General features: G+C 30.7%; 28 protein-coding genes. 25 read left to right on the forward strand and 3 right to left on the reverse strand.

Going from position 1 to position 26,924, the window contains the following annotated elements; translation table 11 throughout:
* Positions 1–11: 11 nt before the first annotated feature.
* From recG to ACREV6_RS05245, 4 genes are all read left to right on the forward strand, one after another.
* Positions 12–2,048 (forward strand): ATP-dependent DNA helicase RecG, encoded by a 2,037-nt coding sequence (gene recG / locus ACREV6_RS05230; protein WP_431576958.1) that lies wholly within the window; start codon positions 12–14, stop codon positions 2,046–2,048.
* Between the two features lie 75 nt (positions 2,049–2,123).
* A complete protein-coding gene (rsmD, locus tag ACREV6_RS05235; RefSeq protein ID WP_431576959.1) occupies positions 2,124–2,675 on the forward strand; it encodes a 16S rRNA (guanine(966)-N(2))-methyltransferase RsmD in 552 nt (183 codons plus the stop codon).
* Positions 2,676–2,726: 51 nt separating this feature from the next.
* Positions 2,727–3,209, forward strand: a complete 483-nt coding sequence (coaD, locus tag ACREV6_RS05240; protein WP_431576960.1) for a pantetheine-phosphate adenylyltransferase — start codon at positions 2,727–2,729, stop codon at positions 3,207–3,209.
* 10 nt (positions 3,210–3,219) lie between these two features.
* Positions 3,220–3,744: an ATPase gene (locus tag ACREV6_RS05245; protein WP_431576961.1), complete on the forward strand. Its 525-nt coding sequence runs from the start codon at positions 3,220–3,222 to the stop codon at positions 3,742–3,744.
* On the opposite strand, the gene spoVV is transcribed toward ACREV6_RS05245, so the two are convergent.
* Positions 3,727–4,905, reverse strand: a complete 1,179-nt coding sequence (gene spoVV / locus ACREV6_RS05250; RefSeq protein ID WP_431576962.1) for a dipicolinic acid transporter SpoVV — start codon at positions 4,903–4,905, stop codon at positions 3,727–3,729. The two genes, ACREV6_RS05245 and spoVV, sit on opposite strands and share 18 nt — an antisense overlap.
* 213 nt (positions 4,906–5,118) lie before the next feature.
* Positions 5,119–6,342, reverse strand: coding sequence for a nucleotidyltransferase (locus ACREV6_RS05255; RefSeq protein ID WP_431576963.1), 1,224 nt, complete (start codon positions 6,340–6,342; stop codon positions 5,119–5,121).
* Positions 6,343–6,674: 332 nt separating this feature from the next.
* On the opposite strand from ACREV6_RS05255, the gene pta reads away from it, so the two are divergent.
* From pta to rnhB, 20 genes are all read left to right on the forward strand, one after another.
* Complete coding sequence (gene pta, locus ACREV6_RS05260; protein WP_431576964.1) at positions 6,675–7,676, forward strand: phosphate acetyltransferase; 1,002 nt, start codon at positions 6,675–6,677, stop codon at positions 7,674–7,676.
* Between the two features lie 52 nt (positions 7,677–7,728).
* Positions 7,729–8,922 carry an acetate/propionate family kinase gene (locus ACREV6_RS05265; RefSeq protein WP_431576965.1) on the forward strand — a complete coding sequence of 398 codons (1,194 nt, stop codon included), beginning with the start codon at positions 7,729–7,731 and terminating at the stop codon, positions 8,920–8,922.
* 218 nt (positions 8,923–9,140) lie between these two features.
* Positions 9,141–9,641 (forward strand): YceD family protein, encoded by a 501-nt coding sequence (locus ACREV6_RS05270; RefSeq protein ID WP_431577080.1) that lies wholly within the window; start codon positions 9,141–9,143, stop codon positions 9,639–9,641.
* A gap of 12 nt (positions 9,642–9,653) precedes the next feature.
* Positions 9,654–9,839 carry a 50S ribosomal protein L32 gene (gene rpmF, locus ACREV6_RS05275; protein ID WP_124999019.1) on the forward strand — a complete coding sequence of 62 codons (186 nt, stop codon included), beginning with the start codon at positions 9,654–9,656 and terminating at the stop codon, positions 9,837–9,839.
* Positions 9,840–10,023: 184 nt separating this feature from the next.
* Positions 10,024–11,046: a phosphate acyltransferase PlsX gene (gene plsX, locus ACREV6_RS05280; RefSeq protein WP_431576966.1), complete on the forward strand. Its 1,023-nt coding sequence runs from the start codon at positions 10,024–10,026 to the stop codon at positions 11,044–11,046.
* A 36-nt stretch (positions 11,047–11,082) separates the two neighbouring features.
* Positions 11,083–11,316: an acyl carrier protein gene (gene acpP / locus ACREV6_RS05285; protein WP_318010983.1), complete on the forward strand. Its 234-nt coding sequence runs from the start codon at positions 11,083–11,085 to the stop codon at positions 11,314–11,316.
* Positions 11,317–11,579: 263 nt separating this feature from the next.
* Positions 11,580–12,281 (forward strand): ribonuclease III, encoded by a 702-nt coding sequence (rnc, locus tag ACREV6_RS05290; RefSeq protein ID WP_431576967.1) that lies wholly within the window; start codon positions 11,580–11,582, stop codon positions 12,279–12,281.
* A complete protein-coding gene (locus ACREV6_RS05295) occupies positions 12,274–13,365 on the forward strand; it encodes an elongator complex protein 3 (RefSeq protein WP_431576968.1) in 1,092 nt (363 codons plus the stop codon). Before rnc ends, ACREV6_RS05295 begins: the two co-directional genes overlap by 8 nt.
* A 65-nt stretch (positions 13,366–13,430) precedes the next feature.
* Positions 13,431–13,691, forward strand: a complete 261-nt coding sequence (locus ACREV6_RS05300; RefSeq protein WP_431577081.1) for a stage V sporulation protein S — start codon at positions 13,431–13,433, stop codon at positions 13,689–13,691.
* Between the two features lie 340 nt (positions 13,692–14,031).
* On the forward strand, positions 14,032–17,586 hold the full coding sequence (gene smc, locus ACREV6_RS05305) for a chromosome segregation protein SMC (protein ID WP_431576969.1): 3,555 nt from the start codon (positions 14,032–14,034) through the stop codon (positions 17,584–17,586).
* 47 nt (positions 17,587–17,633) lie between these two features.
* The gene (gene ftsY / locus ACREV6_RS05310; RefSeq protein ID WP_431576970.1) at positions 17,634–18,545 is read left to right on the forward strand and encodes a signal recognition particle-docking protein FtsY; all 912 of its coding nucleotides are present in this window, start codon (positions 17,634–17,636) and stop codon (positions 18,543–18,545) included.
* Between the two features lie 108 nt (positions 18,546–18,653).
* Positions 18,654–19,001 (forward strand): putative DNA-binding protein, encoded by a 348-nt coding sequence (locus tag ACREV6_RS05315; RefSeq protein WP_431576971.1) that lies wholly within the window; start codon positions 18,654–18,656, stop codon positions 18,999–19,001.
* A 10-nt stretch (positions 19,002–19,011) separates the two neighbouring features.
* Positions 19,012–20,361 (forward strand): signal recognition particle protein, encoded by a 1,350-nt coding sequence (ffh, locus tag ACREV6_RS05320; RefSeq protein WP_431576972.1) that lies wholly within the window; start codon positions 19,012–19,014, stop codon positions 20,359–20,361.
* Between the two features lie 43 nt (positions 20,362–20,404).
* Positions 20,405–20,647: a 30S ribosomal protein S16 gene (gene rpsP / locus ACREV6_RS05325; protein WP_164955722.1), complete on the forward strand. Its 243-nt coding sequence runs from the start codon at positions 20,405–20,407 to the stop codon at positions 20,645–20,647.
* 34 nt (positions 20,648–20,681) lie between these two features.
* Positions 20,682–20,909 (forward strand): KH domain-containing protein, encoded by a 228-nt coding sequence (locus ACREV6_RS05330; RefSeq protein WP_431576973.1) that lies wholly within the window; start codon positions 20,682–20,684, stop codon positions 20,907–20,909.
* Between the two features lie 130 nt (positions 20,910–21,039).
* Positions 21,040–21,531, forward strand: a complete 492-nt coding sequence (rimM, locus tag ACREV6_RS05335) for a ribosome maturation factor RimM (RefSeq protein ID WP_431576974.1) — start codon at positions 21,040–21,042, stop codon at positions 21,529–21,531.
* The gene (trmD, locus tag ACREV6_RS05340) at positions 21,528–22,250 is read left to right on the forward strand and encodes a tRNA (guanosine(37)-N1)-methyltransferase TrmD (RefSeq protein WP_431576975.1); all 723 of its coding nucleotides are present in this window, start codon (positions 21,528–21,530) and stop codon (positions 22,248–22,250) included. Before rimM ends, trmD begins: the two co-directional genes overlap by 4 nt.
* 183 nt (positions 22,251–22,433) lie before the next feature.
* Positions 22,434–22,781: a 50S ribosomal protein L19 gene (gene rplS, locus ACREV6_RS05345; protein ID WP_431576976.1), complete on the forward strand. Its 348-nt coding sequence runs from the start codon at positions 22,434–22,436 to the stop codon at positions 22,779–22,781.
* A 108-nt stretch (positions 22,782–22,889) separates the two neighbouring features.
* A complete protein-coding gene (gene ylqF / locus ACREV6_RS05350; protein ID WP_431577082.1) occupies positions 22,890–23,735 on the forward strand; it encodes a ribosome biogenesis GTPase YlqF in 846 nt (281 codons plus the stop codon).
* A 198-nt stretch (positions 23,736–23,933) separates the two neighbouring features.
* Positions 23,934–24,731: a ribonuclease HII gene (gene rnhB / locus ACREV6_RS05355; protein WP_431577083.1), complete on the forward strand. Its 798-nt coding sequence runs from the start codon at positions 23,934–23,936 to the stop codon at positions 24,729–24,731.
* Between the two features lie 64 nt (positions 24,732–24,795).
* On the opposite strand, the gene ACREV6_RS05360 is transcribed toward rnhB, so the two are convergent.
* A complete protein-coding gene (locus ACREV6_RS05360) occupies positions 24,796–25,170 on the reverse strand; it encodes a YraN family protein (protein WP_431576977.1) in 375 nt (124 codons plus the stop codon).
* Between the two features lie 227 nt (positions 25,171–25,397).
* Here ACREV6_RS05360 and ACREV6_RS05365 point away from each other — a divergent pair, with 227 nt between their 5' ends.
* Positions 25,398–26,921 (forward strand): YifB family Mg chelatase-like AAA ATPase, encoded by a 1,524-nt coding sequence (locus ACREV6_RS05365; RefSeq protein ID WP_431576978.1) that lies wholly within the window; start codon positions 25,398–25,400, stop codon positions 26,919–26,921.
* The last annotated feature ends 3 nt before the right edge of the window (positions 26,922–26,924 follow it).

The raw sequence follows: 26,924 nt of genomic DNA on the forward strand, positions 1-26,924 counted from the left end.
GAGTGGTATTTGTGGATATTTATAGTGAGATAAAATATATAAAGGGTGTTGGGCCTAAAATGGCAGAAACACTGAATAAATGCGGAATTTTTAACGTATTAGATCTTTTATTATATTTTCCAAGAGATTATGAAAATGTAGCTGCTGTGAAAAACATTCAAGGTTGCGAGGAGAATGAAAAAATTATTGTAGAGTGTACTGTTTTAAATATATTAAAAGATCTTAGGTTAAAAAATAATAAAACTCTTTCTACGGTAGTCTTTTGCCAAGGTGAAAATAAATTCAAAGGTAAATGGTTTAATCAAACTTATGCAAAAAATAGCTTTAAAATTTCAAATAATTACATTATCACTGGCAAAGTGAATAATTTTAAGGGTGAAATCACAATGATGAATCCAAAAATAGTGAAAAATACGTCAATGGATACAAATAAAATTATTGCAACATATCCACTTAAAAACAATGTTACAAATAATTTTTTCAATAAAATCATATCTGACGTGCTCTGCAATATTGAGATAACAGAGAACTTGCCTAAATGGATTCTAGACAAATATGGATTTTGTTCTTTAGATGAGGCTATTCGAAGTATTCATAGCCCTAAAACTTTGGAATTACTTAATGCATCAAAGAAAAGACTAAAATTTCAAGAGCTATTTACATATTCATTGAAAATATTAATGTTAAAAGAGTTTATAAAAACTAACAATGATGGTATTAAGTTCAAAATAGCTCCAGAACTTACAACATTAAAGGAGCGACTTCCTTTTAACCTTACGAAAGCACAAAGTAAAGTTGTAAGGGAGATTCTAATAGATCAAAAGAAAGATATAGGCATGAATAGGTTACTACAGGGCGACGTTGGAAGCGGTAAAACAATAGTTGCTATAATAACCATGTTTAATGTGGTGAAAAATGGTTATCAAACAGCTATGATGGCACCAACTGAAATTCTAGCAAATCAACATTACGAGGAAATTCAAAATGTATTAAAAGATTTTCCACTTACAATAAAGTTATTAACTGGAAGTACATCGCCTAAAAACAAAGAATTGATAAAACAAGAACTAAAGAATGGATCCATTGATATTATTATTGGAACCCATGCACTTATTGAAGACAATGTAGAATTTGAAAACTTAGGGATGATTGTTACTGACGAGCAGCATCGATTTGGAGTGTCGCAAAGAAATAGGTTTTCCAATAAAGGTAAAAATATAGATATTCTTGTAATGACAGCTACTCCTATCCCCAGAACATTATCTTTATATTTATATGGTGATTTAGACGTATCTATAATAGATGAATTGCCCCCAGGTAGGCAGAATATTGATACCTCCTATGAAAGTATGACATCTAGTAGACATGTATATGAGTTTGCATTAAGTGAAATTAATAAGGGAAGACAAGTCTACATAGTCTGTCCATTAGTAGAAGAAAATGAAGAAATGAAATTAAGTTCAGTTCAGGTGATTTATGAAAAATTAAAAGAGGAATATTTTAACTCTATAGAAATAGCAATGATATATGGTAAAATGCCTAGTAAGCAAAAAAATGAAATCATGGATAAATTTAAAACCGGAGAAATTAAAGCATTGATTTGTACCACAGTAATTGAAGTAGGGGTGAATGTACCCAATGCTACTGTTATGATAATTGAGAACTCAGAAAGGTTTGGACTTGCACAACTCCACCAACTCAGAGGACGCGTAGGAAGAGGAGTACATAAGTCCTATTGTATTCTACTTGCTAATATTACAAACAAAATAGTAAGAAAAAGATTAGAAATAATGGTCAAAAGTAATGACGGCTTTTTTATTGCTGAAGAGGATTTGAAAACTCGTGGCGCAGGAGAATTATTTGGGTTTAAACAGCATGGTGAATCAGGTTTGATTTTAGCCGATGTAATTGAGGATATTAATATATTAAAGCTAGCAAATAGTGAAGCAAAAGAGTTAATACAAAGTAATAATATTGAAGACATAAAGGTAAAGAATGAAATAATAGAAAAAATCCAGCAAAGTTCTAATTATATTTGTTTTAATTAGGGAAAAATATCTTTGTATATATTACATAAATATGTTAAAATATTATCGAAACTGGCTAGATGGAGGAATAAACATATGAGAATAATTTCTGGAAGTGCAAGAGGAAGAAAGTTGTTGTCCCCTGTTGGGATGGGAACGCGGCCCACATTAGATAGGATAAAAGAAGCTATATTTAATATAATCCAAGACAGAACAAGAAATGCGGTAGTGGTAGATATGTTTTCAGGTACCGGTAGCTTAGGTCTCGAAGCAGCAAGCAGGGGAGCTGAAAAATGCTATTTAATTGACATGGGTGATACCACATTTGAGATGCTAGAGAAGAATGTAGATAATTTAAAGTTTAATGATAAATGCATCTGCTTAAAAGGTGACACCTATAAATATATGCAACAATTTGCGCAGGAAAAAATTGTGTTTGATTTAATATTTATAGATCCACCCTACGCTAAAGATATGATTCCACCCGCTATTGAGATTATTGCAGCAAATAAACTTTTAAGTGTGGATGGATTGATTGTTTGCAAAATAGATACCTCGGAAGAAGTATATGAGGGAAACTCTATTATTCATCTTTCTGATTTGAGAAAATATGGAAATACAACTGTATTGTTCTATGAATACAAATAAGTTAATAATTCTTAAGTATTAGTATACCAAAGGAAAACATGGAGGAATAACATGAAAAAAGCAATTTGCCCTGGAAGTTTTGATCCAATAACTAACGGACATTTAGATATTATTGAGAGGGCGGCTAGAGTTTTTGATGAATTAATTGTAGGAGTACTTGTTAACCCTGAGAAAAAAAATCTCTTTTCTGTAGACGAGCGAGTAGATCAAATAAAAAGCTTAGTGAAGGATTTGCCTAATGTACGGGTTAAGAAGTTTAGTGGCTTACTTGTTGATCTGATGAATAAAGAGCAAGCGGGAGTTATTGTGAAAGGCCTTAGAGCTTTTTCGGATTTTGAATATGAGTTTCAAATGGCATCCATGAATAATAAATTGGATCCAACTAAGGAAACTATGTTTATGATGACAAAGGCAGAGTATTGCTATCTAAGTTCTTCCTCGGTTAAACAGGTTGCAATGTTTGGAGGATGTATTAAGGGATTAGTACCTGATCAGATTATTCCAGATATTATGAGGAAAATTAATTCTAAATAGGGGGAAAAATATGGATGTTATAAAACTTTTAGAATATCTTCAAGAAATTATTGAGAGTTCGTCTAAAATACCTGTTACAGGTAAGTCAGTAATAAATAAAAAAGAAATATTGGATATAATTGATCAAATTGTAAATCACTTGCCAGATGAATTTAAGAAGTCTCAGTGGATCTGTGATGAAAAAGAACGAATTCTTGTTGATGCAAAAAAACAAGCTAAAATTTTCGAGGAAGAGACCATTGACAAAATAAGAAGAAGAGTTGAAAAGCAAGACCTAGTTAAAGAAGCACAAACAAGGGCTGAAGAAATAATAGCTGCAGCCCAAAGAGATGCTAAAATTATGAGGCTAGGGGCTAAGGACTATGCGGATGAAATATTATCTCAATTAGATAAAGAAATTGAGTTAAAAGGTCAACAAATGCTTCATAAAATTAAATCGGATGTTCAAACATTCTTAATATCTATGCAAGAAGAAGTTACGGATACCACAACTTCAATAAGAGAAAACGTTAAAGAATTAAGAACTATGAAATAGTCTAATTATTTTTATGAGCAGTAGTGGGATAAACAAAATTAAGAGTATTAAAAAGTATAAATTACTACTGTTATATAAATTCATATTATTAAAGGTAAAAATAGATGAGGCCCAAGGAAAAATATAATATAAAATTATTGTTAAAATTGAAGAAATTATGCCTTGAATGAATTTTCGAAGGATGTATTTTTTTATTGACACATCGTGTTTATAAGTATAACTATAAACTTGAGAAATTATAGATAAACCACTAAAAGCAATTAAAAAACTCAAAATTGGAAGTTTTACATATAAACTTGAATTACTAGAAGCTATTAAATAGCATCCATTAGTTACCTCGAGTAACCCTAATATTAATCCTTCTATAAAATCCTCAGAAAGACCAATAATTAAAGAAATCTTATTAAGGACAATGTGGAATAGCACATTGTCTTTTATTATTCCAGTTATTACAGAGAATACTATGATAAAACCGCCTATATTTAAAGTATTCTTTAGGGCATCCTCAATACTGTTTTTAAATATTATACCAATATTTGTAGAGGAGGCAGTGTTTTTAGAAAAATTACTATTTTTATTCTTGATTTTATAAAGAGAATTTTTTGATGGAATAATAAATCCCATAAATATGCAGGATAGAAGATTAGAAAGTAATAATATATAACCAATTTTAGCACTTAGCATCATAGAAGCACCTACTGAACCTATAATAAATAGAGGGCTGGAGTTGGAAGCTATATTTAGCAATCTTTCACAGGTATTTAAATCAATTAGATTTTTTTCATACAAATCACAAGTATACCTTGCGCCTAAGGGGTACCCGCATAATACACTAATTAACAGTGCAAAGTTACATTCTTTAGTTAGTTTTAAGGGTTTACAAATTATATTGCCTAATAATTTAGAATAAATATGAATACCGTCATAGCCTATTATAATGTTTATTACAACTAAAAATGGAAAAAGAGAAGGGAAAACAGCGTTGAAAAACAATTTTGCACCAGATATGGTATACTTTATACAAATATTTGGTGCTAATATTATTTGTAGAATAGCAAGGGAACTAATTATTGTTATTAAAATATTTATATTTAAAGTTTTAAATAGTTTAAATAATAAGAATATTATGAGAAGCAATATTATAACTAATAGTAACTTCAATTTTAAACCCCTTTTAAAGTATTTCTTTATTAAATATATTTGAAATTTAATAAACTTATGTATTGAAGTGGTTAATATAAAAGAAAACTTCAGTGGGGAGATAACAATTGAGAATTGTTATCTCCCCAGAGGTCTACAAGGGGGTAAATGTCCTTTTGGAGTTGTTAATATTAAATCTGCGAAGAAGATGGTTAACAGCTACGAAGAAGATGATTAATCTACAATTATTGGGGATATCAAATAATCGCTATTAGGGTTTATACTGCTATTTATTATGCTATAAGCTCTTGTAGACTGAATGTCCAGCTTTAAGGTATCATTGTGTTCTTTAGGGAGTTTAGTATAAAGTGGAATGCTACTGTTTGATTTTATGGATTTTAGAATTGACTTTCCCTTTGAATTAAATCCTAAAACACGGGCATAAGGACAAGACAATGCTCTTAATTCTTTTGAATCAAAGCCATCAAATCCTATAAAATATTGGCATAATATCCTGCTAATCCGGGTATAGGTGTACCGTTTGCTTTTTATATCTTCTAGGGTACTGTTGTAGCTTAAATTATTTTGTAAGGATTTAATAATCTTATTATCAAGACCCTCCGACACATCTGGTAAGTTTACTAATGAGTTTTTTGATGTAGCAGATTTATGTTTTATGTATGGAAACATGGAATCTTCAAAGGTGAATTTGTAATTTTTCGAGTATAAATTTAGGATTTCGGCTAATACTGAATTTGGAACATGACCTTTGAGATCCTCTAGTGTACCATTTTCTTTAATGAATTTTCTTATAGCCGTGGCACTTGAAAATTCATTATGTAGCATGTTATTGTTATAGGAGGCACCTTCTCTTTTTAAGGTATAGGGTGTAATTGAACTATTTAACTTTATTAAGCTTTTACAATACTCAATACCTAGTATATTATTAGGCGAACTTAGGAAATTATCTGATAATAATTTTGATATCTCATTTTTGGAACTTACTAAATAATCATAAAGTGCATTAGCTCTGGCTTTTGGGTAAACAATACCTTTAGATAAATAAGTTTTTAATAATGATTTAAATTCAATAGGCTCCTTAAGTAGTATATTTGAAATATCGTAGATGTCCCTTATATTACCCTGCTCGCTACCAAAACAAATATTATCCACTATGCCTAAGCTATTTAGGAGACTCACAGAGCCGTAGGAAAAAAATTCTGCTGAAGAAAGACTGTAAATCGCGGGTAACTCTATTACTAAATCTACTCCGTTGTTTAGTGCCATTTTAGTTTTTGTCCATTTATCTATACTAGATGGAATTCCACGTTGAGCAAAATTGCCACTCATAACACAAATTAGTGCATCACAATTTGTGAGTTCTTTGGTTTTATTAATATGATACACGTGACCATTATGCAATGGATTATATTCAACAATTATACCTGAAATATTCATTTAATCACCTCATGAAAGCTCATATAAATATAATTAGATAAATTACAACTATATTAATTATAAGCTAAAAATTTATGTGTAAATATAAGCCGAAGAAAACAGTACAATATTTTTTTGGAGGGCGGTGAAAACTTTTATTATTTAAACATATTATATAATACAAATTAATAAAAGCATATATATTCAAGGATAAAATAAAAAGAGCGAAAATTACGAATAAATAAAATACAATATATGTAGTGGAATTTTATATTTTAGGTTGAAATGTATACCGGAAAAGTAGTATATTATTAGTGTATATAAGTTGATAAAAACTGAGAGGAGAAATAAGAATGGCATTTATAGAGAAAATATGTAAAATGGCAAAATCAGATGTGAAAATAATAGCACTTCCAGAAGGTGAGGAAGAAAGAACTATAAGAGCTAGTGAAATCATCAAAAATAATTCAATAGCTAAGGTAATACTAATAGGTAATTTAACTGCAATAAAAACAAAGGCAACTAAGCTTTGCGTTAACATTGAGGGTATAGAAATTGTAGATCCAAAAACTTCTGAAAAAACTGATGGCTATGCAAAAGCATTTTATGAATTAAGAAAAAACAAAGGAATGACACTGGAAAAAGCCGCAGAGACATTAAAGGATCCATTGTATTTTGGAACCATGATGGTTAAAATGGGAGACGCCGATGGATTAGTATCAGGAGCAGTACATACTACAGGAGATTTACTTAGACCTGGAATGCAAATTATTAAAACTGCACCAGGAATTAAGGTTGTTTCAAGTTTCTTTATAATGGAATTACCTACTAATGAATATGGTGAAGATGGTCTGCTTTTATTTGCAGATTGTGCTGTTAATCCAAGTCCTAATGCAGAGGAATTAGCATCCATAGCTATAAGTACTGCAGATAATGCAAAATGTTTATGTAATTTTGAACCTAAGGTTGCGATGTTATCTTTTTCAACTATGGGAAGTGCAAAGCATGAATTAGTTGATAAAGTTGCAAAAGCTACTGAAATTGCAAAAAATGCTAGACCAGATTTACAAATTGATGGAGAACTTCAACTAGATGCAGCTATAGATATTAGTGTAGCAAAACAAAAAGCACCAAATAGTACTGTAGCTGGAAATGCAAATGTATTAGTCTTCCCAGATTTACAATCTGGAAATATTGGGTACAAATTAGTACAAAGATTTGCAAAAGCTGAAGCTATTGGACCAGTTTGTCAAGGGTTTGCGAAGCCAATAAATGATTTATCAAGAGGGTGCAGTGTGCAAGATATAGTTAATGTTGTTGCCGTAACTGCAGTTCAAGCTCAAATTCAAAAATAGTTTTATATATAATAAATATTCAAAAACACATATGGCTTGGGAGGCGAATTTAATGAAAATATTAGTTATAAACTGTGGAAGTTCATCATTAAAGTATCAATTAATAAACATGGAAAATGAAGAGTGCTTAGCGCTTGGCCTGGTAGAAAGAATAGGAATAGAAGGATCAATATTAACTCAAAAGGCCAGTGGCCAGAAATATATTATTGAAGAGTCAATGAAAGATCATACAGATGCAATTAGGTTAGTGCTTGGAGCGCTTGTAGATCCGAAGCATGGTGTTATTAAAGAACTATCAGAAATTGGCGCTGTGGGACATAGAATTGTTCATGGTGGAGAAAAATATGCTTCATCAGTTATAGTTAATGATGAAGTGATGAAAAACCTTGAGGAATGTTCAAAACTTGCACCACTTCACAATCCAGCTAATATAATTGGAATCAATGCTTGCAAAGCATTAATGCCAGATACACCTATGGTAACCGTATTTGATACTGCATTCCATCAAACAATGCCAGAGGTTGCATATGTATACCCACTACCATATGAGCTTTATACCAACAATGGTGTTAGAAAATATGGCTTCCATGGTACATCTCATAAATATGTTTCAGAAAAAGCTGCAGAAATGATGGGTAAAGACATAAAAGATTTAAAATTAATAACTTGCCACTTAGGAAATGGAGCAAGTGTTTCTGCTATAAAAAATGGTAAATCTGTAGAAACAAGTATGGGATTTACTCCACTTGAAGGAATAGCTATGGGAACTAGATGTGGAAGTATAGACCCAGCTATAATAATATATATAATGCAAGAGCTAAATTTAACAATTGACGAAGTAAATGATTTAATGAACAAAAAATCAGGAGTTCTGGGGATATCTGGAGTGAGTAGTGATTTTAGAGATATAGAAAAAGCTGCATGGGAAGATGGAAATCATAGAGCTCAATTGGCACTTGATATATTCTCATACAAAGTTAAGAAATTCATAGGATCTTATGCTGCAGTAATGGGCGGCGTAGATGCAATTATATTCACAGCTGGACTTGGCGAAAACTCTCCAGAAACAAGAGAAGACGTATGTAATGGCTTAGAATTTTTGGGAGCAGTTTTAGACAAATCTAAGAATAAGGTTCGTGGAAAAGCTGTGGAATTAAATACAGTGGATTCTAAAACTAAAATATTTGTTATACCAACAAATGAAGAATTAGTAATTGCAAGAGACACGCAGGCTTTAATAAAATAAAGTCTTTAATAAAGATATTGTTAATTTCTATGATAAATAAATCTTGACTTTTTATCGTATTGTTTATATAATAGTCTGTGTTTGATGTAAGCAAAAAACTATTTAGTTAGGAGGGACGCAGAAGCTTTGCTCGAGCTGTATATTTTTTATACAAGGTATAAAGATTTTCTTTATATGAGAAAAAACTAAATGTTATTTAGTTTTTCAGAGTGGATAATATGGTAATAGATATTTCAGAATTGTTTAGTAATAAAAACACAAGAAAAAAAATTCATTTAGATTTAGAAAAAGATAAGTTTTTTTATGAAAATGAATTTATACAATTTTCTAAACCAGTTAAGTTAGATTTGATTTTAAAACCGAATGGCGATGAAATAGATTTATCTGGAAAGATAGAGACAGAACTATTACTTGCTTGTTCTAGGTGTCTTGAGACTTTTTCATATTCAATAAATATTGAATTAAATGAGAGATTGTCGAAAACTCTAAAGAGTGAAGATGAGGATATTATTTTTATTAATAATGATAGATTAGATTTAGATGAAATTGTGGAAAATAATATCATTTCTATGTTGCCTATAAAAAGACTTTGTAGTAAAGAGTGTAAAGGCTTATGCCATCATTGCGGAATTAATTTAAATCATAGTACATGTAAATGTGCTATTGACGATGTTGATCCAAGGTTGGCAAAATTAAAAGAACTGTTTTTAACTGATTAAGGAGGTGTTACAATGGGAAATCCAGCTAGAAAATTTTCTAAAGGTAGAAGAGATTCTCGAAGAGCGCAAACATTTAAACTTGGTTTACCAGGAATAGTTGAGTGTCCTCAATGCCACGATATGAAACTTTCTCACAGAGTATGTAAAAACTGTGGTTATTACAAAAATAGAGAAGTTATTGTTATGGAACCAAAATAAAAAGAAAGTCGAAAGACTTTTTTTTTATTATTTAAATATAGTTATGGTAAATAAAATATAATTATATTTCATTCTAGTATTAATAATACTAGAAATATTTGCACTGTTTAGTATATAATATATATAAATATAATTTATATATATTATATTTATTTATAAGGCAAATTCAAAGTGAGGGTTTAAAATGGTAGTTGTTGTAGATGGAATGGGTGGAGATTTTTCTCCAAGTGCTGTGGTTGAAGGTTGCGTTGCGGCTGTAAAAGAGTATGATATAGATATATTAATAACTGGCTCTGAGGAATTAATTCGTGGTGAGCTATTGAAATATACCTATGATTGTAATAGAATAAAAATTGTTGATGCAAAAGAGGTTATTAGTACAAGTGAACATCCAGTAATGGCTATTAAGCGTAAAAAAGATTCCAGCCTTGTAAAAGCATTGAATCTTGTAAAAAGTGGGGATGCAGATGCTATAATTTCAGCAGGAAGTACCGGTGCTTTTTTAGCTGGCTGTACACTTATAGTCGGAAGAATAAAAGGCATAGATAGACCGGCACTTGCACCTATAATGCCAGGTAAAAGTGGCCCTTTTATGATAATTGACTGTGGAGCTAATGCAGAATGTAAGCCTCATTACTTAGTACAATTTGGACTTATGGGTAAAACATATTTTGAAAATATTCTAAAAATATCAAATCCATCTGTAGGACTTGTAAATATAGGGACTGAGGAAGAAAAGGGTAACGAACTTTCTAAATCAGCTCATAAACTACTTAAACAAGCAAATTTAAATTTTGTAGGTAATGTGGAAGCTAGAGAGATACCTACTGGAGAAACTAATATTCTGGTATGTGATGGGTTTGTGGGAAATGTAATTTTAAAACTATACGAAGGCGCAGTTGCTAATATATTTGATATATTAAAAACGGGTATAATGAGTTCTTTTAGAACCAAGCTTGGAGGAATGTTATTAAAACCAGTCTTTAAAAAGTTTAAAAAAGATTTTGACTATAAAGAATATGGTGGTGCTGCTTTTCTAGGAGTAAATGGGATTTGTATAAAAGCCCATGGAAGTTCAGATGCCAAAGCTTTTAAAAATGCCATTAAACAAGCTATAATATTTAATGAAAATAATGTTGTAGAAAAATTGAAATTGGAAATCGAAAAATTATCTCAGCAAGAAAAGAATATAAGTAGTGATTTGTAATAAATATATTTTAGAGAAAGTTAAGGAGGTGAAAATATTATGTTTGAAAAAATTAGAGCTACTATAGCATCACAGTTAAGTATTGATGAAGAAGAAATAAAAATGGAATCATCTTTTATGAATAATCTAGGCGCTGATTCTCTTGATATTGTTGAATTAATTATGGCCCTAGAAGAAGAGTACGATATAGAAATTCCTGATGAAGATGTTGAGAAAATTGCTACTGTAGGCGATGTAGTAGAATATATTAAAGCCCACACCGAAGAATAATATAAGGCTCCGCAGTATTGCGGGCCTTTAGCTTTTTCAAACTTATTTTTGAATTTATTATAAAAATCAAATCTAGTTATTTTAACGACAGTTCAGAAGGAAAACGTCAGTGGGAATTTAAATCTTCTTATGAAGTCGTTAATGGCAGCTCCGCAGGAGATGATTTATTAGGTTTGGGGGAGTAAATTGAATAATAAACTTGATAAAAATGGCTAAGGTCATAAAAAATATTTAAATAAACTTCCTAAAAGGAGCAATGATTTATGAAGAACAATATAAAATTACAGGACCTTGAGAATGAGCTAGGATTAAATTTTAGTGATAAGGAATTATTAAAAACCGCAATAACCCATAGTTCCTTTGCAAATCAGAAAAAAAAAGTTGAATTTAATGAAAGGCTTGAGTTCCTCGGCGATTCAGTGTTACAACTTATTATATCCGAATACTTATATACTAATTTCTCAGAAAAGTATGAGGGCTATCTAACTAAAATTAGATCTCTAATTGTTTGCGAAAATTCACTGTGTGATATTGCAAGTGGATGGAACCTTGGAATGTATATGAACATGAGTAAAGGTGAGGAAATTACTGGTGGTAGAAATAGAGTTTCAATATTGGCTGATTGTGTTGAAGCAGTAATAGCTGCTGTATATTTAGACTCCGGAATAGAATATTCAAAGGCATTTATACTTAATAACTTTAAAGCAACTATTGATAAAGCAATTAGTAATGAGATAGTTTTGGATTACAAGACTAAGCTTCAGGAAATATTACAGCAAAATGGAGAGGTTCATATTTGCTACGAACTTGTAAAATTTGAGGGACCACCACATAAAAGGAAATTTTTTGTTGATGTATTAATAAATGGTTCTATAAGTGGATCAGGTCAGGGGCTTAGTAAAAAAGAAGCAGAGCAAAATGCAGCCAAAGAAGTTATGATAAGTCGGGAGGATATGCATGAGTAATTTGCATTACATTATTCCAATTTTTGTTCCACATGAAGGCTGTCCGCATGATTGTGTGTTTTGCAATCAAAATAGCATAACAGGAACAAAATCAAAAGTTGACGCAGCCTATGTGGAGAAAACAGTAAATGAATATTTAAAAACAATAAACAATGATGAAGCTATTATTGAGGTATCATTTTTTGGAGGAACTTTTACAGCTATAAAAACAGAAAAGCAGGTAGAACTTCTAACTGTTGCGAAGAAGTTTAAAGATAGTAATAAAATAAAATTCATTAGGTTATCTACAAGACCAGATTATATCGACGATAGTGTACTCCGTATTCTTAAAAAATACACTGTAGATATTATAGAACTAGGAGTACAGTCCATGGACGAGGAGGTACTATTAAAATCAGGTAGAGGGCATACTGCGCGTGATGTAGAACGTGCTTCAAAACTTATAAAGCAATATGGTTTTATCTTAGGGCATCAAATTATGATAGGCCTACCAGGAGATAATATAAAAAGAGATATAGATACGGCTAAAGGTGTTATTGCTCTTAAACCGGATATTTGTAGAATATATCCGGCACTTGTAATTAAAGATACGCCTATGGAAAAAATGTATGAAAATAAAACATTCAGACCTTATTCATTAAGTGAAGCAGTAAATATAAGTAAGCTAATTTACCTAATGATGATGGCAAACAAAATAAACGTTATCAGAATAGGATTACAGCCTACTGAGGAAATTTCAGAGGGTAATGATTTAGTTGCAGGACCATTTCATCCTGCATTTAGAGAGCTGGTTGAAGGTAGTATATATAATGATATGCTATATGATGCCATAATGGATAATATTAAAAATGATATTATTGTTAATTCAGTTTTAGTAAAAATAAATCCAAAAGATATATCAAAACTTTATGCTAATGGAAAAAGCTTTTTTTATGATATAAAGAAACAAATAGCTACAAATTTAATAGAAGTATTTCAAGATATCACTATAGAACGTGGAAGTATTAGCGTATGCATAGAAGAAAAATGTATTAATATGAGCATATATGAGTATGCTCATAAAAAATATAAAGAAGGATTTTAATTTATTGTATAGAATATATTGTCTATAGTATCTGTAACAAGGAATTTAGTAGGGGGTAATAGATGATGGAAGTATTAAAAGTATCAGCAAATTCACAACCTAAATCAGTGGCAGGAGCATTAGCGGCAGCACTTAGGGAGAATTCAATTGCGCAGTTACAAGCTGTAGGTGCTGGAGCCGTAAATCAAGCTGTAAAAGCTATTGCCATTACTAGAGGGTTTGTTGCACCAAATGGTATGGACCTAGTAGTAATTCCCGCTTTTGTGGAAATAACCATAGATGGAGAAAGAAAAACAGCTATAAAATTCATAGTTGAACCAAGGTAAAAAAACCGTGCATGCACGGTTTTCTTAATTTATTGTTAGTCTAGTAATTGATATTTTCATGTAAATGCTATAAACTATATAATAGAATAATTTTAAATTAAACAGATAAGTTCTAGCGGTTAGCACATTAAATAAAGGATATATTGCACTTGCTAAATTTGTAGTAATATATACTTTTATTTTCTATATTAAGGATATTACAAAATAAAAATATGAGGTGAATTATGAATAAGAAAAAAAGAGATAAATATACAAAGGTAATGGTTTATGGGGTGGTTATAATTTTTACATTGAGTATTGTATTGCCCATGTTATTTAGGTAAAATAGGAGAGTGTTATCATGTTTTTAAAATCTATTGAAATAAGAGGATTTAAATCCTTTGCAGATAAAACAGAATTAACATTTAAAAAGGGCATTACAGCGGTAGTTGGACCTAATGGAAGTGGTAAAAGTAATATTTCTGATGCTGTTAGATGGGTTCTTGGAGAACAAAGTGTAAGAAATCTAAGAGGAGATAAGATGGAGGATGTTATATTCGCAGGTACACAGTTTAGGAAACCTGTTAGCCTTGCACAGGTTGCCTTGACACTAGATAATAGTGACTGCGAACTGGATATTGATTATTCTAATGTCACAATCTCAAGAAGATTATATAGGTCAGGAGAAAGTGAGTATTTAATAAACAATACATCTTGTAGATTAAAAGATGTTCAACAGCTTTTTATGGATACAGGCATAGGAAAAGAAGGATATTCAATTATTGGTCAAGGCAAAATTGATGCTATATTAAGTGGAAAAACAGAAGAAAGAAGAAAGCTGTTTGAAGAGGCTGCAGGAATTGTGAAGTTTAAGAGCAGAAAAGAAGAAGCGGAAAAGAGATTGGACATCACCCAGCAGAATCTTATTAGAATAGAAGACATATTGAGTACTTATGAAGAAAGATTAGAACCATTAATGAATGAAAGTGAAAAGGCAAAGAAATTTTTAAAATTTTTTGAACAATTAAAAAGTAAAGAAGTTAGCATAATTATTGATGCTATAAATAAAGTTGAAAAAAAAATTAAAATAACGCAAGAGGAATGCTCTAGATTAAAGCTAGAAGTTATAAAAATTACAGCGGAAAAAACGCAGTTAAAGCTGGATGTTGAAAATTGGAATACTGAATTTGAAAAATTTGACAATAAGAATCAAGAAGAAAAGCAATTATATTATAACAATAAGTTAATTTACCAAAATAGTATTTCGGAAATAAATATTTTAAATGAAAGAATAGAAAATTTAGTGAAACTCATCCATAAAACATCAAAAGACAGTGATGCAATTAATGAAAAACTGTCAGATTTCAAACTTAATCTACATGGAATAGAGAATTCTTTAAGCAATATAAAAAACACTCAAATAGAAATAGAAGAAAAAATTCAGTCAGAGGAAATAAAAATTAAGACTATTGAAGAAAACATAGCAGTTGAAAATACTGAAGCTAAATTCCTTAAGGAAGAAGAACAAAAAAGCATTGAGAAAACTGTTTCACTTACCAATAGATTATTAATTTTAAATAATAATCTAGATAGTGCTAAAAAAAGAATAGCTTTTTTGAAAAATAATATTGAAGAATTTAATAATTTAATAGAAGTTAATGCCACTACAAAAATAATGTTTCAAAGCCAAATGGAAGAATTTAAAGAGAAAATACTTCATTATGAAAATCTACTCCTGGAAAATAAGCAGAAAATTAGTAAACTTCAAAAGGATTTAAATAATGACGAGATAACCATGAAAAATTATAATTTTAAAATAAATAAAAATGAAGCTAATTTTAATGTGCTAAATGCTTTAGAAAAGAAGCATGAAGGTTATAATAAATCAGTTAAAAATTTAATGCAGCATATTAATGAAGGCAAAGTAGGCAATATTAATGAATGCTTTGTACTTGGAGAAGTTATAAAAGTTGAAAAAAGCTTAGAAGTAGCTATAGAAATTGCTTTAGGCGGTACCATATCACACATGATAACTAAAGATGAAACTGTGGCAAAATTATTAATTACTTATTTAAAGGCAAATAATCTTGGACGTGCAACATTTTTACCTTTGAACATTATTAAAGGTAAAAAGCTAACAATTGACAGTGAAACTAAAAATGATCCTGGTTTTGTTGGAATTGCCAGTGAACTAATAGGCTATGATGAGAAGTTTAGTGAAGTCATTTCTTTTATACTTGGCAGAACAATTATATGTAAAGATATGGACTCAGCCTTGCATATATCTAAAAAAAATAATTTTAGATATAAGATTGTTACATTATCAGGAGAGGTTATAAACCTTGGTGGGTCATTAACTGGCGGAAGCATATATTCAAAAACCTCAAGTATAATTGGCCGAAAAAGAGAAATACAAGAATTGGCTAAAGATTTAAACATCTTAAAAAGTGAATCCCTTATTTATTTAGAAAAAATAAAACAAAATAAATCTGAAACTTTAAGATTAGAGGGAGAAAACATAAACTTAAAGGATAAGGTCCATTTAGAAAATATTGAAAAAACAAAAATGGAAGCTAAATTAAATACAATAGAAGATGAAACAAATAGGCTGAAAAATAATATGAGAAACTTGAATATTGAAAAATTGTCAGAAGAGAGCAAACTAAAAAATGACAATAGTGAAGTAGAAGAAAAGAATATGTCTGTTTGTAAATTGACATGTTCAAAAGATGAAATACGACAAAAATTAAGTGTGGTTTTTTTAAAATTAAAAGATAGATTGCAAGAAATTGAGAATATAAAAGCATCTATTATTGATGCTAAGATAAAAAAAGCTGGAGTTGACGAAACAATACGTAATAAGGTTTCTGAAATTCAAAGGTTAAATGAAGAAATGCTAGTATATAATAATAGAATAATAGTATGTTCTAAAGAAATACAAGAAGCGATGCAAAATAAGAACATAAGTGAAGATGAAATACAAAGTGGTGAGCAAAAAGCCAGTGAAATAAAAGACACATTAGAAGAGATGGAAAAAAACTTTGAAGAGAGTGAAATTCAAAGGATTAAAATTAAAGAAAAAATAAAAATAAGTGTGGAACAGTTAGAGAGTGTTTCGCAAGTCCTAGAAAAAAGTGAGAAAGATTCCTATAAAAGTGAGCTTACTCTTGAAAAAATAGGCGCGGAAAAGGATAATTATTACCAAAAACTGAATGAAGATTTTGAATTAACCTATGCAGAAGCGCTAGAATTTAAAAATGAAATTGATGACATTGATAAGCTTAAAAAAGAGATTTTAACACTAAAAGGAAATATATCCATGCTGGGGAAAGTTAATGTAGGCGCTATTGAAGAATATAAAGAAGTAAAAGAAAAATTTACTTTTATGGATGTGCAAAAAAAAGACTTAGTGTTATCTAAAGATGAATTATTAACTGTAATATGTGAAATGACTAAAAAAATGAAGGAAATATTTGCAGAAAATTTTGACATATTAAGACAAAATTTTCATGAAACCTTTGTAGAATTGTTTAAAGGTGGAAGTGCGGATTTAATACTTACAGAAGGCGATGAACTTACAGCTAAAATTGATATTAACGTACAACCACCAGGTAAAAAACTCCAAAACATAAGTTTAATGTCTGGTGGGGAGAAAGTGCTATCCGCCATTGCATTATTATTTGCTATTTTAAAGATGAAACCAACACCCTTTTGTATTTTAGATGAAATTGAGGCAGCTCTCGACGACGCAAACGTAGTTAGATATGCAGAATTTTTAACCAAATTCTCTGATAATGTCCAGTTCATTATAATAACTCACAGAAAAGGAACCATGGAAGCTAGCGATGTAATGTATGGTGTTACCATGGAGGAAAAGGGAGTATCAAAAATAGTATCTGTAGATTTTAATAAGTAAAAAGAAAAAGTGTATACTAACAGCGAGACTTAAAAGGAGGACTATAAATGTTCGGAGGATTTTTTGACAAACTAAAAGATGGTCTAACTAAAACTAGAAATAGCATAACGGAAAAAGTTAGTGAAGTGCTAAACTTAGCTATTACAATTGATGATGAATTATACGAGGAACTAGAAGAAATATTAATAACATCAGATATAGGTGTAGAGACTTCTATATATGTCATAGAAAAGCTTAAAAAAAAGGTGAAGGAAAATAAAGTAAAAGATCCAGCAGAAATTAGACCTTGTTTAAAAGAAGTTTTAATTGAATTATTAGGTGAAGAGGAAAATTCAATAAATCCTAAAAATTTACCTAAAGTAATGCTTATAATTGGTGTTAATGGAGTTGGGAAAACTACTTCTATTGGAAAAATAGCGGCAGCACTAAAAGCTGAAAAATACAAAGTTCTAATTGCTGCAGCAGATACATTTAGAGCAGCTGCAATTGATCAGTTAGAGGTCTGGAGTAGTAGAGCCTCCGTGGAACTTATAAAACATCAAGAGGGCTCGGATCCTGCTGCTGTAGTTTTTGATGCTGTTCAAGCAGCAAAAGCAAGAAAAGTTGATGTGCTGATTTGTGATACTGCAGGTAGACTTCATAATAAAAAAAATCTTATGGATGAACTGGCTAAAATAAATAGGGTGATTCAAAGGGAATATAGCGAGGCTAATATGGAAACTTTACTAGTGCTTGATGCCACAACCGGTCAAAATGGTGTAGAACAAGCTAAACAATTTATGGAAATATGTCCTATAGATGGAATAATACTAACTAAATTGGACGGCACTGCTAAAGGTGGTGTTGTAATATCAATAAAAAAACAACTTAATATACCTGTAAAATATATAGGCGTTGGTGAAGGCATAGATGATTTACAAGAGTTTAATTCAAGAGATTTTGTAGAGGCGCTGTTTTAAAATAAATACTTTTTAGGTTAATTTATAAAAAAAATAAACTGTTAAGTAAAACTACTTGACAGGGTATTTAAATTCTGATATTATATGACTTGTGAGCAGGGTGATTAAATGGAAAAAAGATTTGAAATTTCCCTATTATTTGATTTTTATGGTGAATTGCTTACTGAAAAGCAAAGAGATATAATGGATTTGTATTTTAATAATGATTTATCTCTATCAGAAATAGCAGAGATAAACAATACTAGCAGGCAGGCTACTCATGATACAATTAAAACATGTGAAAAGGTGCTTTTAGTATATGAAGAAAAATTAAAATTATTAAATAAAGACCATAAACTAAAAGAAACTTTAAAAAACATTATATCAGAATTAGATAATTTACAAACTGATCTAAAAGATGAAAAAATGAAACAGCTTATATATGATATAAAAACTCAGATTAGTGAAAACATTTAGGAGGTTTATTATGGCTTTTGAAGGGTTATCTTCTAAGTTACAAGATACCATAAAAAAATTAAAAGGTAAGGGTAAGCTTTCCGAAAAAGATATTAAAGAAGCTATGAGAGAAGTAAAATTAGCATTGCTTGAGGCAGATGTTAATTATAAAGTAGTTAAAGATTTTGTGAAAAATGTTAGCGAAAAGTGTTTAGGCAATGGAGTGTTAGAAAGCTTAACACCTGGGCAACAGGTTATCAAAATTGTTAATGATGAGTTAACTAATTTAATGGGTAATTCAGAAAGCAAATTAGAGTTTTCTGTAAATGGACTAACAGTAATAATGCTTGTAGGTCTTCAAGGTGCTGGTAAAACTACAATGGGTGGGAAACTTGCTCTTTCATTGAAAAAGAAAAACAAAAAACCACTATTAGTTGCCTGCGATGTATATAGACCAGCTGCAATTAAACAATTGCAGGTAGTAGGAAAACAAATTGATATTCCGGTATTTACTATGGGAGACAAGGTTAGTCCTGTAGATATAGCAAAAGCATCCTTAGCCTTTGCCAAGGATAACGGTAATAATGTAGTTATAATAGATACAGCAGGAAGACTTCATATAGATGAAAATTTAATGGAAGAACTTCAAAATATAAAATCCAGTGTTGGGCCAAGTGAAATAATGCTTGTAGTAGATTCTATGACAGGACAAGATGCAGTTAATGTAGCAGAGAGTTTTAACTCGCAGTTAGATATAACTGGAGTGATTTTAACTAAATTAGATGGAGATACAAGAGGCGGAGCAGCATTATCTATTAAAGCAATGACCGGCAAATCTATAAAATTTGTTGGTGTTGGTGAAAAAATGAATGATCTGGAAGTTTTCTATCCAGATAGAATGGCTTCAAGAATACTTGGTATGGGTGATGTACTTTCATTAATTGAAAAAGCACAACAGTCCTTTAATGAAGATGAAGCAAAAGAACTTGGAAGTAGAATGCTTTCTCAAGAATTTAATTTAGATGACTATTTAGCAATGATACAGCAGATGAAAAAACTTGGACCACTTAATAAAATACTTGAAATGATGCCAGGTGCTAACAAAAAAGAATTGCAGGGATTAGATTTATCTAAAAGTGAGAAAGACATGGGAAAAGTTGAAGCTATTATAAAATCAATGACTTCATCAGAAAGAAAACATCCTAGTATGATTAGTAGCTCTTCTTCTAGAAAAAAGAGAATTGCTAATGGCTCAGGCACTTTGGTACAGCAGGTAAATAAGTTGTTGAAAGATTTTGAAATGGCGAAGAAAATGATGAAGCAAGCAAAAGGATTCCAAAAACCTGGCAAAAAGGGTTTATTTGGTAAAATGCCTTTTTAATAAAAAAACTTTGGTATTGAATAAATTTAAGGAGGTGATATACATGGCAGTTAAAATAAGATTAAAAAGAATGGGTGCTAAACACGCTCCATTTTATAGAGTAGTAGTTGCAGATTCAAGAGCACCTAGAGATGGAAGATTTATCGAAGAAATAGGATACTACAACCCAACAACAGAGCCAACAACTATTAAAATCGATGTTGAAAAAGCAGCTAGTTGGATTAAGAATGGTGCACAACCTTCTGATACAGTTAAGAGATTACTTAATAAAATAGCAGTCAACTAGAAAAGTTTGTAAGTAATGAATGGAGGAGTTTTCCATGAAACAGTTACTTGAAGTATTGGCAAAGTCTTTAGTTGATAAACCAGAAATGGTAGTAGTAAGCGAAGTAGCACATGAGCATACAGTAGTTCTTGAATTATCTGTTGCTCATGAGGATATGGGAAAAGTTATAGGAAAACAAGGTAGAATAGCTAAAGCTATTAGAACTGTTGTAAAGGCAGCTGCTGTTAAAGAAAACAAAAAAGTGGTTGTTGAAATAAAGTAAGAGTTGGGTTCTGCCTAACTCTTATTTTAATTAAATATTGGGGTTTATCTACAAGAGACATTTAAATAAATAGTTTTTATTATTAAAATTATAGTTATTCACATAAGCGATATTGAAAGGAGGGTTTTAAATGAAAGATTTTATGAGCGTAGGTCAGATTGGTAAAACACATGGATTAAAAGGTGAAGTTAAAGTTTTCTCATTAACAGATTCACTTGAAAGATTTAAAGAATTAAAAAGTGTGTATATTGATGGGGAAATTAGAAAAGTTGAAGGTTGTAAACTTCAAGCAGATAAAGCAATACTAAAAATTGAAGGTATAGACAGCATAGAACAGGCAGAATTATATAGAAACAAGTATTTGATGGTTAGTCGGGAAGATGCACTTGAATTACCAGAGGGTAGCTATTATGTAGCTGATCTTATAGATTGCAGTGTTTTCGACACTGCTGGAGAAGAACTGGGAAAAGTATTTGATGTTCTTAGTACTCCAGGTAATGATGTATATTGGGTTAAGGGAAAAAAAGAAGTGCTTATTCCAGTACTTAAGGATATTGTGGTTAGTATAGATATTGATAAACGCGAGATAATAATTAAACCAGTGAATGATTGGCTAGAATGAAAATAGATATATTAACTCTATTTCCTGAAATGTTTGAAATTTTTAATCAAAGTATCATTGGAAGAGCCATAGAAAAAAAAATTCTGGATATTTCACCTCATAACATTCGGGATTATTCCTTAAATAAGCACAAAAAAGTAGATGATTATCCTTATGGTGGTGGAGCAGGGATGGTAATGCAAGCTCAACCACTAGTGGATAGTATTAAAGATGTTAAATTGCATAATGGCGGAAAAGTAATATTTTTAGGACCAAGAGGGAATACTTTTACCCAAGAAATTGCAAAAAAGCTATGCGAAGAAAGTGAATTGATATTTATATGTGGTCATTACGAAGGTATTGATGAGAGAGTCTATGATTATATAGATATGGAGCTATCTCTGGGTGATTTTGTTTTGACTGGAGGAGAAATGGCATGTATTCCTATAGTGGACAGCATTTGTAGGTTAATTCCAGGGGTATTATCTAGTAGTGAGAGCTACACAGAAGAATCTTTTTATGATGGAGTATTAGAATATCCTCAATATACAAGACCGGAATCTTTTGAGGATAGAATGGTTCCTGAGGTATTGACCTCGGGACATCATGAAAACGTACGAAAGTGGAGAAGAGTGCAGTCGCTTTTAATAACTAAAGAAAAAAGACCGGATATGTTCCAAAAACTTAAACTTACCAAGGAAGATAAAAAACTATTAAGTGTGGAAGCAGAAAAAGAGTAGTATAAGCAACAAAGATTTATTTGAAATTAAATAAATAATATCATATATATAAGCATAAAAAATATTTTTATGTTGATATATATATATATATATGATAAAATGTAGCTTGTGCTAGTACGGGCGGTCCTCTGTCTTATTATAATGAGTATGAACGTCACAATAAAATTTTAGGAGGGAATGCACATGTTAGAAATTATAAGAGCAATAGAAGCAGAACAAATTAGAACAGACTTACCAAACTTTAGTGCGGGTGATACTGTTAAGGTTCACATCAAAATTAGTGAAGGTAACAAAGAAAGAATTCAAGTATTTGAAGGAACTGTTCTTAAAAGACAAAACGGCGGTTTAAGAGAAACTTTCACAGTAAGAAGAGTTGCATCTGGTGTTGGTGTTGAAAAAACATTCCCAGTAAACGCTCCAGTTATTGAGAAAATTGAAATCGTAAGATTAGGTAAAGTTAGAAGAGCTAAACTATTCTACTTAAGAGATAGAGTTGGTAAGGCTGCAAAAGTTAAAGAAAGAATGAGATAAAATTGGGGGCTGCAGAGTCCCTTTTTATTTTTAAGCAACTTTAAGGAGGAAAAGCCTTTATAAGGCTTTATCCTTTAATAGTATGGAAAGGATTTGATAAGCATGAGTATGACCATAAATTGGTTTCCAGGTCATATGGCGAAGACAAGAAGACAAATTCAAGAGAGTTTAAAACTTGTTGATGCTGTAATAGAAATTAGAGATGCAAGAATAGTTAAATCAAGTGCCAATCCACAAATTGATGAGATTTGTAAAGATAAGCCTAGAGTCATTTTATTAAACAAAAGTGATTTAGCTGAAGATAAAGTAACTAAAGAATGGATTAAAAATCTTACAACTGATACTGTAAAACCATTGGCTGTAAATAGTATTACAGGTGAAGGGCTGAAAAGTATAAAGCCTATTCTTGATGAATTATTAAAAGAAAAACAAGATAGACAGAGAAAAAAAGGATTAGTTAATATAGTTACTAGAGTTATGGTGGTTGGTATACCTAATGTTGGTAAATCTTCTTTTATAAATAAGCTGGCCAAAAACAATATTGCTAAAACTGGGGATAGACCAGGGGTTACTAAAAGTAAGCAATGGATAAAAACTAGCTTAGGCATAGAATTAATGGATACTCCAGGAGTATTATGGCCTAGGTTTGAAGATGAAGAAGTTGGACTTAATTTGGCATTTACAGGGGCTATAAAAGATGAAATTATGGATATTGAGGAATTAGCCCTTAGATTAGTAGAAAGGCTTCAGACTAATAATGCACAAAGATTAATGGAAAGATATAAACTTTCAGAAATCATGGAGAATCCACTAGATAATATGGATAATATAGGTAAAAAAAGAGGGGCTGTAATTTCTGGGGGCAACATTGACTATAATAGAGTAGCGGTTATGCTTTTAGATGAATTTAGAGGCGGGAAATTAGGTGCTATATCTCTAGAAAGAGTAAAATAAGTTTAAAATATTTATATAAGGATAATCATTTTAAATTTATTAGATACACAACTTTCTGTTTAAAAGTAGATTGCAAGTATTAATTGTTTTCTACTTGTGAAAATAACGGAAGGTTGTCTTTTTTTAAATGATTAAATGTAACAATTTAGTAAAGTCTAAGGAGAAAATATAATGGAGTTTAATACTGATTTTTCAAACATGAGCTATAAGGAAATATGTAATTATGTGCTAAAAATTGAAAACGATATCAAAGATGTCAATAGAGCAAGTATAATAAAAATGCTTCTGCAAGACGGTAGGAAAACTGTTCAAAAACTAGGTGATAAAATGTATAAAAGTATTGAGTTAAAAGAAAAGGAAATTCAGAGAATAAAAAAAATGTACGAATTTGATAAAAGCTTTGGAAATTATAAATACATTGCTGGCGTTGATGAAGTAGGACGAGGTCCTTTAGCTGGCCCCATAGTAGCAGCGGCTGTAATATTAGATTTATCAGCAAGTGAGGAGAGAAATCTAATCCTAAGAGCCAACGATTCTAAAAAATTATCAATAGCTTGCAGAAAAGAACTATCTTATATTATTAAAGAAAAAGCTCTAGCCTATAAAATCATTGCTATTGACAATAACTTAATTGATGAAAAGGGTATTGGCGTTTGTAATAATCAAGTATTTTTAGAATGCTGTGAGAAAATTTCTATTGTGCCGGATTTAGTTTTATCTGACGGATATAAAATAAAAAGCTTTTCGAAACTAAATGAGGGTGTAATAAAAGGTGATACTAAAAGTATAAGTATAGCTTGTGCTTCTATAATTGCAAAAGTATATAGAGACGAACTGATGTTAAAGTACCATGAGGAGTACCCAAATTATGGGTTTGAAAGAAATGTTGGATACGGTACGCAGGAGCATGTACTTGCAATAAAAAAACATGGAATTACGCCAATACACAGAAAAAGTTTTTTAAGAAACATACTAGAAAATAACAATAATAATTAACAAAAAATTTACAAATGTACTTTGAAATTGCAAAAGTGCGTTTGTTTTTTTTTGGTTGTTTTGTCTAAAATCCTACTTGAAAAGCATCCTGGATATGATTAACTGAAAAATTATTATTTTCATGGTTTAGTAGGACTTCCATAACATCAAATCTGAAATTATAGTTAATAATATTTTTTCTTAAAATATATACCTGGGCTGTTTTATGAATTTTACATTGCTTTGAAAAAGTGACTGATTCAGCGGGCAAACCAAAATTAGCTGCATACCTAGTTTTGACTTCTATAAAGCAAATGTAGCCATTATTTGTGGCTATCAGGTCTATTTCGCCACATTTGCATCTGAAATTTTTTTCTAAAATCCTATATCCTAAGTTTTTTAAGTGAATTTCTGATATATTTTCACCAAGTGATCCAATATCTTTATTGAAAGCCTTCATGAATAAAACACCCTTCCATAAGTTCATTAATTTATATGCATTTAATATTAAATTTAAAAAAATAAAATCTTAATTAATAAGTTTAATGTACATTTTTTTAATTTACATATTACTAATTATGTACATAAAATCAAAAGTTAATGTAAATTTAATTTAATATTAAGTTTACTGAATTTTATTTTGTCAATAATTATGTAATGACAAATAATAAAGGTAAGGGTGATAATATGGAAATACAAATTATGTCTGCTGCATTTACAGGAATTAAAGGGGTTATAGTTACAGTTGAAATTGACATTACTCGCGGACTCCCTGCTCTAAATATTGTGGGTCTCGCAGATACTTCAGTTAAAGAATCAAAAGAACGAGTACGCTCTGCAATACTAAACTCGGGCTTTGATTTCCCGGTAAGCAGAATAACTATAAATTTAGCACCAGCGGACCTCAAAAAAGAAGGTTCTCTATTTGATTTACCAATAGCTATAGGTATACTGCTAGCAACTAAACAAATAATAGTTAATGATATTAATGAGTATCTTTTTATAGGGGAATTATCACTATCTGGTGAACTTAAAAAAGTAAGAGGTTCATTACCGGTGGTTATGGAGGGGATAGAAAACAAAATTGAAAAATTTATAGTTCCGACGAATAATGCAATGGAATGTAGTCTTGTGAAAACTGCAAAGATATTTCCACTAGATAATTTAAAGCAAGTAGTGGATTTTTTAAATTATAAGGATTTAATGCCTTATAAGCAGTGTGCGGATGTAGAAATATTAATCAATGAAGAGTTAGATTATGAGGATGTTATGGGGCAAGAAAGTTCAAAACGTGCAATTGAAGTAGCGGCGGCTGGGGGGCATAATTTGCTTATGTATGGCCCGCCAGGTTCTGGAAAATCAATGATGGCTAAGAGAATTCCCACTATATTACCACCCTTAAGTCAGGAGGAATCATTAGAGGTTACTAAAATTTATAGTGTTTCTGGAAAACTTGAGGGTAATGGGGGAATCATTCTGCAAAGACCTTTTAGAAACCCACATCATACCATATCGCAAATTGCTTTTGTTGGTGGTGGAAATAAAATAATACCTGGAGAAATCTCTTTAGCCCATAAAGGGGTATTGTTTTTAGATGAAATATTAGAGTTTAAAAAAAATGTAATAGAGATATTAAGGCAGCCACTGGAGGAGAGAAAAATAAATATTTCCCGGCATAACGGAACTGTTGAATATCCATCAAATTTTATGCTTGTAAGTGCTTTAAATCCATGCCCCTGTGGATACTATGGCTCTTATGAAAAGCAATGTAGCTGTAGTGATTATGAAAGACGAAGGTATTTGAGTAAACTCAGTGGACCCTTACTAGACCGCATTGATATTTTTACAGCAGTGAATCTTCTGCCTTACAATAAAATAGCGAGTGTAGAAAGTAGCGAAAAATCTGTGGATATTAAAAAAAGAGTAGAAGCGGCAAGAAAAATCCAGGAAAAAAGATTCAGGGAAGATATAATTCATTGTAATGCAGAAATGAGTCAAAAGCTAATTAAAAAGTACTGCCATTTAGATAATAGTGTTAGTAAAATCATGGAACTCATGTATGATAAATTCAATCTAAGTTCAAGGGCTTATTCTAGGATTCTTAAGGTGGCTAGGACTATTGCAGATTTAGATAGCAGTAATAATATTTTAGATATACATATCATTGAAGCTATGCAATACAGAAAATTTATAGATGAAAGAATAATTTAACGT

The organism is Clostridium sp. (assembly GCF_050717515.1).
Lineage (GTDB): Bacteria > Bacillota > Clostridia > Clostridiales > Clostridiaceae > Clostridium_AD.